Origin of the sequence: Polynucleobacter sp. MWH-Jannik1A5, from assembly GCF_018881795.1 — a bacterium.
GTDB lineage: Bacteria > Pseudomonadota > Gammaproteobacteria > Burkholderiales > Burkholderiaceae > Polynucleobacter.
Genome location: NZ_JACVPQ010000001.1, coordinates 1,610,246 through 1,626,019, shown reverse-complemented (window position 1 = coordinate 1,626,019; position 15,774 = coordinate 1,610,246). Strand labels below are relative to the sequence as shown.

Here is a 15,774-nt window from a genome sequence, read left to right as displayed (position 1 = left end):
ACATGACATCGTCATGAGCATAAAGTTAAATCTACTTTTAGCAACTAGGCCTGCATTTCTCACCATCACTCTGTTGGGCTGCTTGATAGGCCTTGCATTACCTAGCGCTACCAAAGCAACTTTTGGAATTAACTTTCTAGCCCTCAGCTTGGCTCTTTTTGCTCACGGAGCAGCTAACCTACTAAACGATTACTTCGATCATCTCAACGGATCTGACCAGAATAATGAAGATCGTATTACCCCATTCACCGGGGGCAGTCGCTTCATACAAAACCAGATATTCAAACCGAGGCAAATACTTCTGCTTGGTATCACCCTCATCTTATTAAGCGCAGGATTGGGCCTCTATTTATGCTCACAAACTACATGGCATCTCATTCCCCTTGGAATGATTGGGATATTTATAGCTTGGGCATATTCTGCCCCTCCTTTTGAGTTGATGTCTAAAGGAGTTCTTGGTGAATTAGCAATCTCAATAGCTTGGTCACTTGTGGTCATTGGTTTTGCCAGCATCCAAATAAACGCTATTGCATACGAAGCAATTCCAATTGGTGTTGCGTTCGGATTAATTGTGTCCAATATATTGTTGGTCAATCAGATTCCCGATATTAGGGCTGACCAACTTGCGCATAAACTCACGCTTGCAACACAAACTACTCGCAATGAATTAGGTCGTTGGTATCTAACTGTAATTGCTGGCTCTTATGCGCTGCAAATGATTGGCATCCATTACCTTGAATTACCAAAGGCAACTCTCATCACACTCCTCCCTTTGCCAATATTTCAGCACTGCGCAAAGGAGGTTTCGGCGGAGATAAGCGAGAAAGAGAAAATGAAGAGGTTGATTGTGAATAATTTAGCAGCCATTCACCTTTACGCACTGCTTTTATTCTTTGGGCTATTGTGGGGCTAATTAATTAGGCATAGATGTCTTTTATCTATGCTTCGGAGAAAAAATAAGGGGCAACTAAGTGCCCCTTATTTACTTTTACTGAAGCAGCTTATTTACAGCAACCGCCACCGCCACAAGAAGAATCAGTACCGCAAGTATTAATTCCCAACAATGGATAGGCCGGGCAGAATCTAAATAGACCTGTTGCGAGCGGCACTACACCGATCCAACCCCAAACACCAACAGTGCCAGTTGCAGCCAGGCCAATTAATACTAGGCCCACTACCATACGTAACATACGATCAATACCGCCAACATTGCATTTCATATTAAAGCTCCTTTTAAATTATTTACTACAGTAATTCCGATAAAGCACATTCATCACTTCTAAGGCAACCTGATTGGAATGCGAGTAATAAATTTGCTTACCCTCTCTTCTGGTTTTCACCAACGCTTCATTCCTTAAAACGGTTAACTGCTGCGATAAGGTGGGCTGCTGAATATCAAGGCATGCCTCCAGCTCACCCACACACTTCTCCCCTTGGCTAATTTGACACAACAACATCATCCGATCGCGATTAGAAAGAACCTTCATCAAACGACAGGCATCATCTGCTGATGACTGCATCTTTTGCAGGTTGATGTTGGTGGCAAGAAGTGACATGGCACGCAACCTTAGTTCAGCGGAACGCCTACCAATGGACGACCTTCAAGAGTCCAAAGATATAAGGAGCCGTCATACAGCTTGGTGGATTTATTACCTACCAGCTCTGACAATACAAACCAACCACCAGCTGCCAAATGGCCGCTATTGCAATAACTAATGGCTGGTGATTTTGGATTAATGCCGTTTGCTGTCAACAATGCGTTATAGGTATTTTTATCCCAAAAATACAGTGCACCCTTTGAAGTCTTTGCCAACAACTCTGGGGCCAATTCTTTTGCACCAGCAATGTGTCCATAAGCACCTACATAGTCACGTTTACTTAAGCCAAAAAATTGTGCTGGTTGACGTGCATCAATCAAATTCACCTTACTGCTTTTTGATGCAAGAGCTACTTGCTCTGAATTGGCAATCAATTCTTTGCGCTCGGCTTTTGCAGTCCAGTTTCCGCCGGTCTTGGTTGAAGGGCTAACTACAAAATCACGACCTTCAGCAAGCCAGCCTGCCATGCCACCATCTAAAACGGCAATATTGTCTTCACCATAAACCTTGAACTGCCAATAGGCTCTTAGGGCTTCGTCCACATCGGAAATATCCAATCCAATTGGTACCAAAACGATAGGCTTGTCAGAGTTAACGCCAACAGCTTGAATAATTTTTTCAAAATCTGCCTTTTCAGGAATCAAGTATTTAATCTTTTTTCCATCAATCATGCGATCAGCTCTAACCTTTTTAAAGTCTAACAAGCTAGAGTCTGAAATATGGCCGCCAACCTCTACTAGCACCTTTTTTCCAGTCTTTTTATCGACTTCAAATTCAGGGCTACGTACATAGCTAGCCACATCGCCTCTTACCTCCAGAATTTGCACTTCAGATTGGTTTGCAGCAAGCCATTCAGCACTAACCACTGGCCCAGGCAATGTAATAGCCTGCACGAAACTTACCATGCTAGCCAAGACAAGAGCTACTGCCCATTGAATTTTTTTCATTTCTACTCCCTTATGAATTAACTACCAATAAATTCTCTGAAAGACGACCTAGCAGATCAATCTTGCACTCCGTTAAAACATGATGCTTTCTAGAATTTAGTACAAGTGCACGACCACCAAACTCAACCTCCATTGATGCAATCTTTTGATCACGATCCACAATCAATTTTTCAATATCTGTACTAAATAATTGAATAAGTGCACCCACCCAGTTACTTACTGGTGCCATACGACCTTTGACCACCATCTCAAAGCTCTTTAAGGACTTGATGACCAAGTCCGAATCGATCATTTCCTCGCCTGTGACCCACTGATTTGTTGTAAATAAACGGGTTGGCAAGCCCTTTTGATTTAATGCAATGCCAACAAGATGATGAAAGCTCTGTGCGTCCCGTTTAATCACATGAAAGTGGCCATGCTCTCCATCGGGCATCTCATCAGCTGAATGCGCATGGTAATAAAACTCATAGCCACTATTCACATCAGCTAAGTCATTGTTCGGATAATGCTGCCACTCAACAAAATCCTTGGCACCGCATAAAGCAGCTTCATTCAATGTACGCCCAGATTTAGCGTACTGCATTTGAATGTTTGCCAGCTTCTGAGCGGCTAACCAAAGATTGGATTGAGTGAGCATTTAAAAGTTACTCCGCTGCCTTACGCTTCTTTGGCCCACAAGGATTGGCTGGCCCACATGGGTTAGCTGCCTTTTTCTTTGCTGGACCACAAGGATTTGAGGCTTCTTTTTTAGGACCGCAAGGATTCTTTTGCTCAGACCTTGTTGGGTTCGCAGGCGCATCAGCAGAAAGGGCGAGCGGTGCTGCAGATAAACCCGCCAAGGCAAGCGCCAATGCAGCTACAGTAGATTTCTTAGACATATTTTTCCTTTTAATGATTAAGCTTGAGAACTAACAGGACCTTTGGATTTCTTTTCCATCCAAGAGCCCAAGACAAAAACACCAACGGCCGCGAAAATCATTCCGACATCAATCGACCAATCTGAGATATTGAAAGCATCTGGCAATGAATCCGCTTTAGCGAATTCACCTAAAGTAGTTAAGACCTCTATCTCTGGGTAAATAACAGCAAAAACTACGGTGCCCAAAAGCAGGCCAAGCAAAAAGATTGCTGCGTCAATGCGACCAGACATTAAGCCAACCACTGATGTTCCAGGGCAATACCCACCAATTGCGAAGCCAGCACCAACAAGCGCTCCACCCAATGCAGCTGCGCCCAAGAATGCTGGGGGGACAAACAAACTACCAGCATCAACCAGCCCAGTCTTTTCTAAGACCATGAGCCCTACTGCAGCAAACACAATAGCGGTGAACATGACCTTAAACACGGACCAATCCGTTAGTCGAAATTGGCCAGTTAATTTATTAGGATTGCCAAAACCCGCACGCTCTAAAACAAAACCAAAAGCAGCGCCCAAAAGAAGTCCTGAAAGAATCTCGCTCATCTTATTTCCCCTCTTTCAAGAAGCGGCTTACCAATAAACCCACCGCAAAGAATGTGCCAAGGAAAGTAAATCCAGCCAAACTAAGTACCGCGGCGCCAGATAAACCCAGACCACTAGTACATCCTGCAGCAACACGTGCTCCAAAGCCTGCCAAGATGCCGCCAAATAATGCCGTCATCGGACGCTTAGCGCCACCGAGAAATTTCTTGCCGTCCATCTGAATACGAATTCTCTTTGCTAGGAATGCAGATATCAATGCGCCTAATGCTACGCCGATCACCTGCCAAGTAATCCAAGCATTTAAAGGTTTGCCTTCTTCTACCATTCCACCCAAATAGTCATTTGCATTTGTAGCAACCGGTGCAACATACATTCCAACCCACGCAGTCAAGCGGGTAGTAAATCCTGTTGCCCCAAGTCCATGACCAGTGACTACAAAAGTTGCCAATAGAACCATTCCAAGCAGGATGCCTGCAAGCAATGGATTCATATACGGCGCTGGTTTCGCCTGCCCTGCTTTATTTACCATCTTTACTGACCTCATTTAAGGTTTAAATAATATATACATTTATATATTATCAATTTAAATTGCAATGTCAATAGGTGGAAGCAAACAAGTTAGTAGAATTTGATCTACATCATGAATGAATGGGTCTAGGGTGCTGAATGGGTGCTCATGCAGCTATCAGACAATAAAAAAAGAGGGCCGCGGCCCCCTTCGAATTTCGGGTCTTAAGTTAATAAGATTAGAACTCACCTTTTACAGTTGTTAATCCCAATGCATCCCAATCCAACATGCCGCCACGATAGTAATAAATCTTCGTTGCTGGGAAGCCGTCGCGTGTCATCGCAGCCATTGCCATTGGGCTTTGTGGACAAACAGGGCCGTTGCAGAATGCGTAAACCTTCTTGGCTTTAGAGCAATCCCATTTAGTTGATCCAGCAGCAGGCTTTTTGCAACCCAACTCATCCATGCGCATAGCTACTTCGGTGTACGGTATACCGACTGAGCCTGGAATTGTTCCTTTAACGCGGTCATCAACCACGCGCATATCAACCACGATTGAGTCTTTATCATTCAGCGCATTCAATACGTCAATCTCATCAACTGGCACAACACCCTTGATTGGAATCAATGGTTGCAGCCAGCCTTTATTCTTGGCACAGGGCGTCATCACACGAGTGATTTCTACCGGACCCTTTGGGGTGTTAACGACAAATTTGGTGGATTTATCAATAATCTGCAGCAGCTCAGGACTTGCAGGTGCAGCGGATTGTGCTGATACGAGGCCTGAAAACAACATCAGACCAAGAGAAATAAACTTTTTCATAAAACCCTCTATGTATTATTTTGTCGTAAAACAGTGATTTAATTGCTTATATACGCATTTATGCATATTTACGTAGTGTGAGGCCTAGACTTGCTAAACTTAATACAGAGAAACCCCTATTGTTGAAGGTGTTATCCCCTTTAATATCCAACATAGCTAGTTATTTGAACTTTTTTACTTACCTGAATACTGGAGTCTTTATGAAGAATAGTCGTCGCCAATTTATGATTTTGTCTGCTGCTGGTGCCTGCACATTGGCATTGAACGGTAAAGTTCAAGCTCAAGCAATGGTTGCTGAGACTGACCCACAAGCTGCCGCTTTGGGATACAAGGCAGTTGCAACTGCTGTAGATAAAGCTAAATATCCTAAATATGCCGCTGGTCAAGAGTGCGATAACTGCGCTTTGTTCCAAGGTAAAGTGGGTGATGCAACTGGCGGTTGTTCTTTATTTGGAACTAAGAAAGTTGCTGGCAAAGGCTGGTGCTCTGCTTACGCTAAGAAGGCTTAATTAAATATTTAGTTAAGCACTAAGGCAAAAAAAGACTGCTACGGCAGTCTTTTTTATTTCCTCTTGCTTATCTTCTATTAGCTTTAAGACCCTGCTTGAGAAAAGCTTTTAAGCTTTTCCATATTCGGAATCTGAATACTCAGCCTGCTGATATTGGAAATCAGCCCCTGCTCGGCCATTGAGGCAAGAGCTCTGCTGATGGTCTCAAACTTCACATCCATCATTAATCCCATATCCTCACGCTTAAAGAGCGGTGCAACTGCCATCTCTCCAGACGCCTTGGCAACTCTAAGAAAAAAGCGCGCCAAACGCACTTCAATTCGACCGGTATTAATTTCAGAAAACCAGGATTCGGATTGAGCTAAAGCTTCGCCCCATTTTTTAACTATCTGGCGGTGTAGACGTGGCGACTCTTCCCCTAGGCTAGAGATGATTGCTTTTGGAATGCGGCATAAATGAACATTCGATAAAGCGCTAGCAGAATGGGCATAGCTTTCCTCCAACAGCGCCTCCATACCAAAAAGATCTCCAGGCATAACTAATCGCACGATTCTGCTGGAGCCATCAGAATTAACATGCAATAACTTAATGTAACCTTCGCGCAATGTGTATAGGTGATCTGCAGACTCGCCTTGTATATAGATACCTGAATTGGCTTCAAAGCGGAGATCATCAATAGGCGAATGAATTTTGGAAAAATCTTCCTCATTCAACTCGGCAAATAATGCCGAGCTACGAATAGAACATGCATTGCAATCGCTGTTACCCTGCCATGCACTTTTAATTTCAATGGTCTTCATAAGAGAAAACTCACTTTTGAGCGACTAAGCCCAAAATTGCAGACATGCCGGTATGCCTTGGTCCCTCTGAGAGCTCTTTCTCATAACTCATTAGTTCAAGTATCTGAAAGTCTTTAGCAAGATCTCTAATTAATTCTTCTGTGTAGAGATGCTCTATTAAGCTTGGTCCACCAGTTTTATATTCCAACTGCTTTGGCGTGTAGCCCTGCAGAATAAAGATGCCGCCTAGCTTGAGTGCTTGATACGTTTGCTTAAAGATACGCTCACGCATTGCGGGGTCAGCAAATTGGATAAAGATACCAATCACTGCGTCATAAGCATTGGCTTGCCATATAAAGCTATCAGTATCTGAGAATGAATACTCCACCTCGACTTGATTGTCTTTAGCAAACTGTTTTGCTTTAGCTAGCGCAATATCAGAGGCGTCAAAGCCAACAACTTGCATTCCTTGTTTAGCAAGCCAGACACCGTTGCGCCCTTCACCATCAGCAATGCAAAGAACTTTATTTTTTGGCTTTAGATACTGATTTGCCTTTTCAACCAAATATTCGTTAGGCTCTTTACCAAAGATGAATTCTTCTTTATCGAAACGCTCATTCCAGAACTGGGTTGCATCAGCAAAACTCATTGGGATATTCTTTTCAACTTGAGTTTTATTTACTTCTTTAAGCCGCCAGCCAAGTCATTCTTGAGATCATTAATATTCTCCAGGCCCACTGCAATACGCACCAAGCCATCCGTGATACCAGCAGCTATTCTTGCTTCAGGCGGAACGCGGCAATGCGTTGTTGTTGCTGGATTGGTTATGGTTGTGCGCGTGTCACCTAGGTTTGCTGTAATCGAGCAAAGCTTGGTTTGGTTAATGAGCTTAAACGCAGCTTTCTTGCCGCCTTTTAGAGTGAAAGACAGAATCGCCCCGCCCTCTTTTTGCTGGCGCTTAGCCAATGCATGCTGAGGATGTGACTTCAAGCCTGGATGGTATACGCGCTCGACACCAGGCTGCTTCTCTAACCATTGAGCCAAGGCGAGTGCATTCTGACTTTGTTGCTTCATGCGAAGCTCTAAAGTCTCTAAGCCTTTCAGGAACACCCAAGCATTAAATGCGGACAGCGTTGGGCCTGCAGTGCGGACATATGGGAATACTTTGCCCATGATGAAGTCTTTGCTACCCACGATCGCACCGCCAACTACCCTGCCTTGGCCATCTAAGTACTTAGTAGCCGAATGAATGACGACATCCGCACCAAGTGCTAATGGTTTCTGTAAGGCTGGTGTGCAGAAGCAGTTGTCTACCGCAAATAATGCTTTTGCTTTTTTGGCGATCTTTGAAATTGCTTTGATATCCGCAATCTCAGTCAATGGATTGGAAGGCGTCTCTAGATAAAAGAGTTTAGTGTTTGGCTGGACAGCAGCTTGCCATGACTTGGTATCAGCCAAATCAACATAAGTCGTCGTAATGCCAAAGCGACCCAAGATATTGGTGAACAACTGGATCGTTGCACCAAATACTGAGCGAGAGCAAACAACATGGTCACCTGCCTGCAGATGCGCCATCGCCAATGTCATGATGGCAGCCATTCCAGAAGCAGTTGCAATACAAGCCTCACCACCCTCTAGAGCAGCCAAGCGATCCTGGAACATACTGACTGTTGGATTAGTAAAGCGGGAGTAGATAAATCCTTGATCAGCGTGAGCAAAGCCATCGGCTGCTAATTCAGCGCTATCAAAACAGAAACTTGAAGTGAGAAACATTGCCTCGGAGTGTTCTTGATACTCAGCGGTACGACGTGTGCCAGCACGGACCGCTAGAGTCTCTAGGGCCAGCTTAGAAAAATCCGGTTTTTTGCGTGTGGTTTTGCTCTTCATACTGCTATTTTGACACCGAATTGAGGAATTGCCTCGTGTGAGGCAATATCCTGTCGCTTTTTAGTCTTCGGTAGCCAAATGCAGGTGAAGCTGGGAGCGGGCAAAATCGCTCGAATCCTTTTGACGGTCAGCCTTAGCAGCTGAAGTATTTCTGGCAGCTTCTAAAGCATCCAAATAGGACTCAGTAATATCGCCCGTGATGTAATTTCCATCAAAACAAGAGGCTTCAAACTGCTGAATATTGGGATTAATATCCCGCACCGCCTGTTTCATATCCTCAACACTTTGGTAGATGAGTTGATCTGCACCAATCATCTTGTTGATTTCTTCATCAGTACGGCCATAAGCAACCAATTCACTGCGCGTAGGCATATCAATGCCGTAGACGTTCGGGAAACGTACTGGAGGCGCAGCCGAAGCAAAGATCACTTTCTTGGCGCCAGACTCGCGAGCCATCTGCACAATCTCAAAAGATGTAGTTCCACGTACGATGGAGTCATCTACGATCAATACAGTCTTATCTTTGAACTCAATACGCATCGCATTGAGTTTTTGACGGACAGACTTCTTGCGCACAGCCTGCCCCGGCATGATGAAGGTGCGACCGATGTAACGGTTCTTAAAGAAGCCTTCGCGGTAATCCACGCCTAAGTTCTTGGCAACCTGCATTGCTGCTGGACGGCTAGAGTCCGGAATCGGCATCACCACATCGATCTCGTCAACATTGGTCTCTTTGCGAATCTTCTCAGCCAAGTAATCGCCCATGCGCATACGCACGTTATAGACGGTGACGCCATCGATGGTGGAGTCTGGACGAGCCATGTAGACATACTCAAAGATACAAGGAGTAAGCACTGCATTTGGTACGCACTGACGTGAATAGAAATTGCCATCTAAATCGATATAGATTGCTTCGCCTGGATTGACGTCACGTACAAATGTGAAGCCCAAACCTTCGAGAGCAACAGATTCGGATGCAATCATCCACTCAGGACCTTGCGGTGTATCAATACGTCCGATACACAAAGGACGAATGCCGTACTGGTCACGGAATGCCAACAAGCCATAGCCGGCAATTAATGACACAACTGCATATGAACCTTTAACGCGACTGGTGACTCCAGTAACGGCATTAAACATCGCGCCCTCATCAAGAGCTGCGCTATTGGTTTCTTTTTGTAGTTCGTCAGCCAATACGTTCAGTAATACTTCAGTGTCGGAGCTCGTATTGATGTGACGACGATCACGATACGCCATCTCAACACGCAGACTTGGTGCATTGGTTAAATTGCCGTTGTGCGCCAAGATAATGCCGTATGGTGCGCTGACATAAAAAGGTTGCGCTTCTTCTTCGCTACTTGCCGAGCCAGCAGTTGGATAACGCACCTGACCAATGCCTGCATTACCTACCAAGCTGCGCATATTACGTGTTCTGAAAACATCTCGTACTAAGCCGTTGGCTTTATGCATCGTGAACGAATTACCGTTCATCGTCGCAATACCTGCGGCATCTTGACCGCGATGTTGCAAAAGCAACAAGGCATCATAGAGAAGTTGATTTACTGGTGAGTGAGAAACAGTTCCGACGACGCCGCACATATCTCTAGATTCCTATTGTTAATTTAGGAGTAATGGTAGGGGTAACTTTAGGCATAGCATCACCCAATTGCTTTGCCCAGTCGGCAGGAAGCCAACCTTTAATTAAACCGGTTGCCATGTCAATTGCTGGTCTGGTAATGGCATTCTTCCAGGCCATGCTTTGCGGAATGGGAGTGAGTGCCGCCAAGGTAGCAAGCACTACAACGATCAAGCCGCCACGAATTACACCAAAAATCAAACCCAAGAAGCGGTCAGTCAAACTCAGCCCTACAGACAGAATAATTTTTTGCACTACTCCACCAAACAAGCCACAGATGATGAGTGTCAATATAAATAAAATAAGGAAGCTCACACCCAAACTCAGTAGCTCATCTAGATGAAATGTAGAGAGCCACTCGGTAGATAGGTAATTGCTATAGTGATAGGCAACCCAAGCCGCAGCAAACCAAGATGCTAAAGCAAGCACCTCTTTAAACAGGCCGCGTGAGATACCAACCAAAGCGGAGATCAAGAGCACAACTAGGGTGAAGTAATCCACCGATGTTAGCTTGAGGGTGGATAAGTATTCCATTACTGCTTACCGGATTCGACGAGTCTTGGTGACAGACCCATCGCCTTAATTTTCTTCTCCGCTGCTTCGGCGGATTCTTTATCGGTATATGGACCTGCGCGCAGTACATACAACTTAGCCCCATCGGTACCAGTCTTGTTTAAGACATAGTTTGGAATCTTTTGATCTTTGAGTTTTGCAATCCAACCTTTGGCACGCTCTTCTGATGCAAAAGCACCAATCTGAATAACGTACTTACCTGAACCGTTTGTAGTGGCAGGCTTAGTTACGTCATCTGTTTTTGGCTTGTCTGCTTTGGGTGTGTTCGCAGCAACCACCTCTTCACCCGCTGCCAAACCCAATGTGCCAGATTTATTTACTGCAGGTGGCGCTGGTTTAGTGTCAGCTTTTGCTTCTTGCTTAGTTTCAGGCTTAGATTCGGTTTTTACTTCTGGTACTGGCACCGGTGTGGCAGCAACTTTTGGAGCCTCTTTAGCAGGCTCAACCGGTACTTCTGCTTTTGGCTTTTCTTCAGGCTTGGTTTCGGTACCCGGGATCGGCAAGCTAGCCACAATGTTGACGGCGATATCATTTGGCGCAGACTTTGGTTTGCTATCCAAAATGCGAGGGAGTCCAACGACTGCGATTAAGACCAATACAGCTGCGCCAATCAGACGGTGACGCGCTCTTTGCTGTTCTGGATCTTCGGTTAGGGCCAACTCTTCAGCTTCTGCTGCACGCTGAAAACTGCGTGGCGCGGCTCTATTGGCGGTGCGACCACCCCTTGAATCGAATTCAAGGTCATCAGACTGGGTTTTTCGCTTAAAAAAGCTTGGTAAACGAATCATGGATCAGTGGGCCTGGTTGTTTCGGTAAGTCATTACGCCTGCAACGGTATAGAAGGATCCGAAGGTGACAATTCTATCACCCTCACCTGCCTGAGATAGCGCTTTTTGATACGCCAAAGCGGGTTCTGGGAAGCATTCTATCCCTCCGTCTGCTCCATTTTTAGGCTTTACGCCCAAAGACTCAAGCTTCTCAGCCAAGGCCTTGGCGCTGGCGGCTCTGGGAGTCGGTAAATCCGTGCAAAACCAGAAATCCACGATATTCAGAAGGGGCTTGATGACGCCTTCGATGTCTTTGTCAGCCATTGCCCCAAAAATGGCATAGGTATAGGGGTGATAGCCCATCTTATCCAGGCCCTGAGCCAAGGTAGCTGCAGCATGGGGGTTATGAGCGACATCCAAAACGACCGTAGGCTGACCAGGAAGGACCTGAAAGCGGCCAGGCAACTCCACTAAGGCAAAGCCATTGCGGATGTCCTGAGCGCTTACAGGCAAGCGCTGATGAAGTGCCATTAAGGCGGCAATAACAGCGGATGCATTGAGAATCTGATTGGCGCCACGCAATGCTGGATAACCAAGGCCACTAAAGCGCTTATTGCGCCCTGCCCAACCCCACTGCTGCTTATCACCCTGGAAGTTGTAATCACGCCCCTGCAACCAAAGATCACAACCCAGCTTTTCAGCATGGTCGATGAGTGTTTGTGGCGGCACAGGGTCACCACATACCGCAATATGACCTTGGCGGAATATGCCGGCTTTCTCTAAACCAATCGCTTCTCGTGTACCGCCTAAGAAATCCGCATGATCAATGTCAATACTAGTCACGATGGCGCAATCGGCATCCACAATATTGACTGCATCTAAACGTCCACCCATGCCTACTTCTAATACAACGGCATCTAGATTCGATTTAGAAAACAGATGCATGATGGCTAAGGTAGTGAATTCAAAATAGGTCAACGTTGGCGCATCCACCAAGCTAACGCGCGCTTTTTCTACAGCAGCAAAATGCTCAAGCAAGATATTGTCTTTAACATCCTCACCATTGATGCGAGCACGCTCATTAAATTGCAGTAGGTGCGGTGAAGTGTGGCAACCAACGCGGTAACCAGATGATAGGAGAATGCTTTCTAAGAAGGCGCAAGTGGATCCTTTGCCATTAGTGCCAGCAACCGTAATCACCGGACAATCGAAATGCAAATCTAATGCCGCCTTCACGCGATTGATGCGCTCAAGTCCCATATCGATACCAACAGGGTGAGCAGTTTCGAGGTGGCTAAGCCAAGCCTCTAGGCTGGAAAATAAAATGGGGGCTTGGTGTGCTGAGCTCAAGCGCTTAAACGGCTGCGCTACCCGCTATCGCAGGCTCAGGAAGCTTTTGCAGCAAAGCCAGCAAACGAGCAATTTCACCGCGCATCTGACGACGATCAACAATCATGTCAATGCCGCCCTTTTGCATCAAGAATTCTGAGCGCTGGAAACCTTCTGGCAATTTCTCACGAACAGTTTGCTCGATCACGCGTGGACCTGCAAAACCAATCAAAGCCTTAGGTTCAGCCATCACTACATCGCCCATAAAGGCAAAGCTTGCAGAAATACCGCCCATAGTTGGGTCGGTCAGTACACTGATATAAGGCAGGCCTTTTTTAGCTAACAAGGTCAACATCGAGTTGGTCTTGGCCATCTGAAACAGAGATAACAAACTCTCTTGCATACGTGCACCGCCAGTAGCAGTGACACAAATGAATGCACACTTCTTATTAATCGCTTCTTGAACGCCGCGGGCAAAACGCTCACCCACAACGGAGCCCATCGAGCCGCCCATGTATTGGAATTCAAAACATGCAGCAACTACAGGTATCGTTTCAATCTTGCCGCCCATCACAATCAGAGCTTCAGATTCACCAGAAGCATCGTTTGCTTCTTTAATGCGGTCTGGATATTTTTTAGAATCTTTAAACTTCAGTGGATCGGTTGGATAAATATCTGCACCGATTTCATAGCGACCTTTTTCATCTAACAGGCTATCTAAACGTAGACGCGCACCGATGCGCATGTGGTGACTACATTTTGGGCAGACTGATAAATTCGCTTCGATGTCAGTGCTATAGAGAACCGTTTCGCAACCAGGGCACTTAACCCACAATCCTTCAGGCACTGATTTGCGATTTGCAGGATCAGTGTGTTGAATTTGGGGTGGGAGTAATTTATCTATCCAGCTCATTAGTTTTAACTATCCAATGCGTCGCGAATCTCACGAATGAAGGTTTCCAGTGATTGTACCGCCTGGCCAGGGGGCGCATCCTCTAAAAGGCGAATAATTCGGCTACCAATCACCACGGCATCAGCACTGGCCGACACAGCCTTAGCGCTAGCGGCATCGCTAATTCCGAAGCCTACAGCGATTGGAATATCGGTTTCTTCGCGGATTTTCGGGATGATGCTGGCTACGTCCTGGGTATTGAGGTGGGATGCACCTGTAACGCCCCGCATAGAAACGTAATAGATATAACCAGAAGCTATTTTGGCGGCTTCTTTAATACGCTCATGTGATGAAGTAGGTGCCAATAAGAAAATCGGGTCAATTCCAGCAACGCGCATACGAGCAGCAAAATCAACGCACTCTTCTGGAGGGTAATCTACTACCAGCACGCCATCAACGCCAGCAGCTTTTGCTTCTGTAGCAAAACGCTCTGCTCCCATTTGCTCAACCGGATTTGCATAGCCCATTAACACCACTGGAGTATTGGCATCTTTCTTGCGAAACTCTTTCACCATCTCTAAGCAACTATGCAAAGTAACGCCATGCGTTAATGCGCGCTCGGATGATCTTTGAATGACGGGACCATCAGCCATTGGATCTGAAAATGGCACCCCTAATTCGATCACGCTTGAACCACCGCGCACTAATGCATGCATGAGTTCAACAGTTTGTTTTGGATCTGGATCGCCAGCAGTAATGAAAGGAATTAATCCTTTTTTACCCGTTGCTTTTAGCTGTTTAAAGAGCGCTGTAATTTTTGACATAGCTATTTTATTTTTCTATTTTTATTTTTTCTTTTTAGCCTTCGGAGCCTGTTGCTTGAGCAACGGTATGCATATCTTTATCACCACGACCAGATAGGTTCACCAAGATCGTTTTGTCTTTTGGTAATGTCTTAGCCAACTTGCAGGCATAGGCAATAGCGTGAGAAGACTCAAGCGCAGGAATGATGCCTTCAATACGACAACAGTCATGGAATGCTTGCAATGCTTCTTCGTCAGTAATTGCCACATAGTCTGCACGCCCAGAATCTTTTAACCAAGCGTGTTCAGGGCCTACTCCTGGGTAGTCCATACCAGCAGAAACAGAATGGGTTTCAGAGATCTGACCATTTTCATCTTGCAATAAGTAAGTACGGTTGCCGTGTAATACGCCAGGCTTACCTACGCATAACGCTGCAGAATGTAAGCCGCTTCCCAAACCATGTCCCGCCGCCTCAACACCAACAAGTTTTACCTCGGGGTAATCAATGTACGGATAGAAAATACCCATCGCATTTGAACCACCACCTACACAAGCGAGAACAAAGTCTGGTTGACGACCAGTCATCTCCGGCATCTGCACTTTGCACTCTTCACCAATCACGCTTTGAAAATCTCTCACCATCATTGGATATGGATGCGGTCCTGCAACAGTGCCAATAATGTAGAAAGTATTGTCAACGTTTGTAACCCAATCGCGCATCGCTTCATTGAGCGCGTCTTTTAAAGTCTTTGTGCCAGATTCCACTGGAACGACTTTGGCGCCGAGCAACTTCATGCGAAATACGTTTTGCGCTTGACGAGCTACGTCAACAGAACCTTGATAGACCGTACAGTCCAAGCCAAACCGGGCACAGATAGTAGCTGTGGCAACGCCATGCTGCCCTGCTCCAGTCTCAGCAATGATGCGGGGCTTGCCCATACGCTTAGCCAACATTGCTTGGCCAATCACGTTATTAATCTTGTGTGCACCAGTGTGATTTAAATCTTCACGCTTTAGGTAGATCTGCGCACCACCGAGCATTTCACTCCAACGCTTAGCGTGATAGACCGGTGATGGTCTGCCTACAAAGTGCTTGAGTTCGTAATGAAACTCTTCAATGAATTCTGGATCGTGTTGATATTTTGCATAGGCTTCCTTCAGCTCATCTAATGCATACATCAATGTCTCAGAAACAAATACGCCACCATAGGGACCAAAGTGTCCTCGTGCATCTGGCTTATCGTACATAACTACCTCTTT

Annotated in this window: 20 protein-coding genes; 2 read left to right on the top strand and 18 right to left on the bottom strand. The window is 45.8% G+C overall.

Annotated elements, in window-relative coordinates:
* The first annotated feature begins 13 nt into the window (after positions 1-13).
* The gene (locus ICN23_RS08295) at positions 14-913 is read left to right on the top strand and encodes a prenyltransferase (RefSeq protein WP_216231689.1); all 900 of its coding nucleotides are present in this window, start codon (positions 14-16) and stop codon (positions 911-913) included.
* Between the two features lie 88 nt (positions 914-1,001).
* Here the strand turns inward: ICN23_RS08295 and ICN23_RS08290 are convergent, their stop codons facing one another.
* The 8 genes from ICN23_RS08290 to ICN23_RS08255 form a co-directional block, all read right to left on the bottom strand.
* Entirely contained in the window at positions 1,002-1,220 is a 219-nt protein-coding gene (locus tag ICN23_RS08290; RefSeq protein ID WP_216231688.1) for a DUF2892 domain-containing protein, read from the bottom strand.
* An 18-nt stretch (positions 1,221-1,238) separates the two neighbouring features.
* Positions 1,239-1,556 (bottom strand): helix-turn-helix transcriptional regulator, encoded by a 318-nt coding sequence (locus ICN23_RS08285; protein WP_216231687.1) that lies wholly within the window; start codon positions 1,554-1,556, stop codon positions 1,239-1,241.
* 11 nt (positions 1,557-1,567) lie between these two features.
* On the bottom strand, positions 1,568-2,545 hold the full coding sequence (locus ICN23_RS08280; protein ID WP_216231686.1) for a sulfurtransferase: 978 nt from the start codon (positions 2,543-2,545) through the stop codon (positions 1,568-1,570).
* Positions 2,546-2,555: 10 nt separating this feature from the next.
* Positions 2,556-3,182, bottom strand: coding sequence for a hypothetical protein (locus ICN23_RS08275; RefSeq protein ID WP_216231685.1), 627 nt, complete (start codon positions 3,180-3,182; stop codon positions 2,556-2,558).
* Between the two features lie 7 nt (positions 3,183-3,189).
* Positions 3,190-3,423 (bottom strand): hypothetical protein, encoded by a 234-nt coding sequence (locus tag ICN23_RS08270; RefSeq protein ID WP_216231684.1) that lies wholly within the window; start codon positions 3,421-3,423, stop codon positions 3,190-3,192.
* A 17-nt stretch (positions 3,424-3,440) separates the two neighbouring features.
* Entirely contained in the window at positions 3,441-4,007 is a 567-nt protein-coding gene (locus tag ICN23_RS08265; RefSeq protein WP_216231683.1) for a DUF6691 family protein, read from the bottom strand.
* Between the two features lies 1 nt (position 4,008).
* On the bottom strand, positions 4,009-4,536 hold the full coding sequence (locus tag ICN23_RS08260; RefSeq protein WP_216231682.1) for a YeeE/YedE thiosulfate transporter family protein: 528 nt from the start codon (positions 4,534-4,536) through the stop codon (positions 4,009-4,011).
* 217 nt (positions 4,537-4,753) lie between these two features.
* Complete coding sequence (locus ICN23_RS08255) at positions 4,754-5,338, bottom strand: rhodanese-like domain-containing protein (RefSeq protein ID WP_216231681.1); 585 nt, start codon at positions 5,336-5,338, stop codon at positions 4,754-4,756.
* A gap of 200 nt (positions 5,339-5,538) precedes the next feature.
* On the opposite strand from ICN23_RS08255, the gene ICN23_RS08250 reads away from it, so the two are divergent.
* Positions 5,539-5,847: a high-potential iron-sulfur protein gene (locus ICN23_RS08250; RefSeq protein ID WP_216231680.1), complete on the top strand. Its 309-nt coding sequence runs from the start codon at positions 5,539-5,541 to the stop codon at positions 5,845-5,847.
* Positions 5,848-5,930: 83 nt separating this feature from the next.
* Here ICN23_RS08250 and ICN23_RS08245 read toward each other — a convergent pair whose 3' ends face one another.
* From ICN23_RS08245 to trpB, 10 genes are read right to left on the bottom strand one after another with little or no spacing between them, the layout of a single operon-like run.
* The gene (locus ICN23_RS08245; protein ID WP_216231679.1) at positions 5,931-6,647 is read right to left on the bottom strand and encodes a Crp/Fnr family transcriptional regulator; all 717 of its coding nucleotides are present in this window, start codon (positions 6,645-6,647) and stop codon (positions 5,931-5,933) included.
* Positions 6,648-6,657: 10 nt separating this feature from the next.
* Positions 6,658-7,275: a bifunctional 2-polyprenyl-6-hydroxyphenol methylase/3-demethylubiquinol 3-O-methyltransferase UbiG gene (locus ICN23_RS08240; RefSeq protein WP_216231678.1), complete on the bottom strand. Its 618-nt coding sequence runs from the start codon at positions 7,273-7,275 to the stop codon at positions 6,658-6,660.
* Between the two features lie 29 nt (positions 7,276-7,304).
* The gene (locus ICN23_RS08235; RefSeq protein WP_216231677.1) at positions 7,305-8,513 is read right to left on the bottom strand and encodes an O-succinylhomoserine sulfhydrylase; all 1,209 of its coding nucleotides are present in this window, start codon (positions 8,511-8,513) and stop codon (positions 7,305-7,307) included.
* A gap of 60 nt (positions 8,514-8,573) precedes the next feature.
* On the bottom strand, positions 8,574-10,112 hold the full coding sequence (gene purF, locus ICN23_RS08230; protein ID WP_216231676.1) for an amidophosphoribosyltransferase: 1,539 nt from the start codon (positions 10,110-10,112) through the stop codon (positions 8,574-8,576).
* A gap of 4 nt (positions 10,113-10,116) precedes the next feature.
* Positions 10,117-10,683: a CvpA family protein gene (locus tag ICN23_RS08225; RefSeq protein WP_216231675.1), complete on the bottom strand. Its 567-nt coding sequence runs from the start codon at positions 10,681-10,683 to the stop codon at positions 10,117-10,119.
* Entirely contained in the window at positions 10,683-11,510 is an 828-nt protein-coding gene (locus ICN23_RS08220) for an SPOR domain-containing protein (protein WP_216231674.1), read from the bottom strand. The genes ICN23_RS08225 and ICN23_RS08220 overlap by 1 nt, the downstream gene beginning before the upstream one ends.
* Before the next feature lie 3 nt (positions 11,511-11,513).
* On the bottom strand, positions 11,514-12,839 hold the full coding sequence (gene folC / locus ICN23_RS08215) for a bifunctional tetrahydrofolate synthase/dihydrofolate synthase (RefSeq protein ID WP_216231673.1): 1,326 nt from the start codon (positions 12,837-12,839) through the stop codon (positions 11,514-11,516).
* A 4-nt stretch (positions 12,840-12,843) separates the two neighbouring features.
* Positions 12,844-13,731 carry an acetyl-CoA carboxylase, carboxyltransferase subunit beta gene (gene accD / locus ICN23_RS08210; protein WP_068321394.1) on the bottom strand — a complete coding sequence of 296 codons (888 nt, stop codon included), beginning with the start codon at positions 13,729-13,731 and terminating at the stop codon, positions 12,844-12,846.
* Positions 13,732-13,736: 5 nt separating this feature from the next.
* The gene (gene trpA / locus ICN23_RS08205; RefSeq protein WP_216231672.1) at positions 13,737-14,534 is read right to left on the bottom strand and encodes a tryptophan synthase subunit alpha; all 798 of its coding nucleotides are present in this window, start codon (positions 14,532-14,534) and stop codon (positions 13,737-13,739) included.
* Between the two features lie 34 nt (positions 14,535-14,568).
* Positions 14,569-15,762, bottom strand: a complete 1,194-nt coding sequence (gene trpB, locus ICN23_RS08200) for a tryptophan synthase subunit beta (protein WP_068321388.1) — start codon at positions 15,760-15,762, stop codon at positions 14,569-14,571.
* Between the last annotated feature and the right edge of the window lie 12 nt (positions 15,763-15,774).

What these genes read in the sequence shown, in the direction of transcription:
- ICN23_RS08280 (WP_216231686.1), bottom strand. Translation starts at nt 2,545, where the DNA reads ATGAAAAAAATTCAATGGGCAGTAGCTCTTGTCTTGGCTAGCATGGTA.
- ICN23_RS08290 (WP_216231688.1), bottom strand. Translation starts at nt 1,220, where the DNA reads ATGAAATGCAATGTTGGCGGTATTGATCGTATGTTACGTATGGTAGTG.
- ICN23_RS08220 (WP_216231674.1), bottom strand. Translation starts at nt 11,510, where the DNA reads ATGATTCGTTTACCAAGCTTTTTTAAGCGAAAAACCCAGTCTGATGAC.
- ICN23_RS08235 (WP_216231677.1), bottom strand. Translation starts at nt 8,513, where the DNA reads ATGAAGAGCAAAACCACACGCAAAAAACCGGATTTTTCTAAGCTGGCC.
- ICN23_RS08295 (WP_216231689.1), top strand. Translation starts at nt 14, where the DNA reads ATGAGCATAAAGTTAAATCTACTTTTAGCAACTAGGCCTGCATTTCTC.
- trpA (WP_216231672.1), bottom strand. Translation starts at nt 14,534, where the DNA reads ATGTCAAAAATTACAGCGCTCTTTAAACAGCTAAAAGCAACGGGTAAA.
- ICN23_RS08260 (WP_216231682.1), bottom strand. Translation starts at nt 4,536, where the DNA reads ATGGTAAATAAAGCAGGGCAGGCGAAACCAGCGCCGTATATGAATCCA.
- ICN23_RS08265 (WP_216231683.1), bottom strand. Translation starts at nt 4,007, where the DNA reads ATGAGCGAGATTCTTTCAGGACTTCTTTTGGGCGCTGCTTTTGGTTTT.
- accD (WP_068321394.1), bottom strand. Translation starts at nt 13,731, where the DNA reads ATGAGCTGGATAGATAAATTACTCCCACCCCAAATTCAACACACTGAT.
- ICN23_RS08250 (WP_216231680.1), top strand. Translation starts at nt 5,539, where the DNA reads ATGAAGAATAGTCGTCGCCAATTTATGATTTTGTCTGCTGCTGGTGCC.
- ICN23_RS08255 (WP_216231681.1), bottom strand. Translation starts at nt 5,338, where the DNA reads ATGAAAAAGTTTATTTCTCTTGGTCTGATGTTGTTTTCAGGCCTCGTA.
- trpB (WP_068321388.1), bottom strand. Translation starts at nt 15,762, where the DNA reads ATGTACGATAAGCCAGATGCACGAGGACACTTTGGTCCCTATGGTGGC.
- purF (WP_216231676.1), bottom strand. Translation starts at nt 10,112, where the DNA reads ATGTGCGGCGTCGTCGGAACTGTTTCTCACTCACCAGTAAATCAACTT.
- ICN23_RS08285 (WP_216231687.1), bottom strand. Translation starts at nt 1,556, where the DNA reads ATGTCACTTCTTGCCACCAACATCAACCTGCAAAAGATGCAGTCATCA.
- ICN23_RS08270 (WP_216231684.1), bottom strand. Translation starts at nt 3,423, where the DNA reads ATGTCTAAGAAATCTACTGTAGCTGCATTGGCGCTTGCCTTGGCGGGT.
- ICN23_RS08225 (WP_216231675.1), bottom strand. Translation starts at nt 10,683, where the DNA reads ATGGAATACTTATCCACCCTCAAGCTAACATCGGTGGATTACTTCACC.
- ICN23_RS08245 (WP_216231679.1), bottom strand. Translation starts at nt 6,647, where the DNA reads ATGAAGACCATTGAAATTAAAAGTGCATGGCAGGGTAACAGCGATTGC.
- ICN23_RS08240 (WP_216231678.1), bottom strand. Translation starts at nt 7,275, where the DNA reads ATGAGTTTTGCTGATGCAACCCAGTTCTGGAATGAGCGTTTCGATAAA.
- ICN23_RS08275 (WP_216231685.1), bottom strand. Translation starts at nt 3,182, where the DNA reads ATGCTCACTCAATCCAATCTTTGGTTAGCCGCTCAGAAGCTGGCAAAC.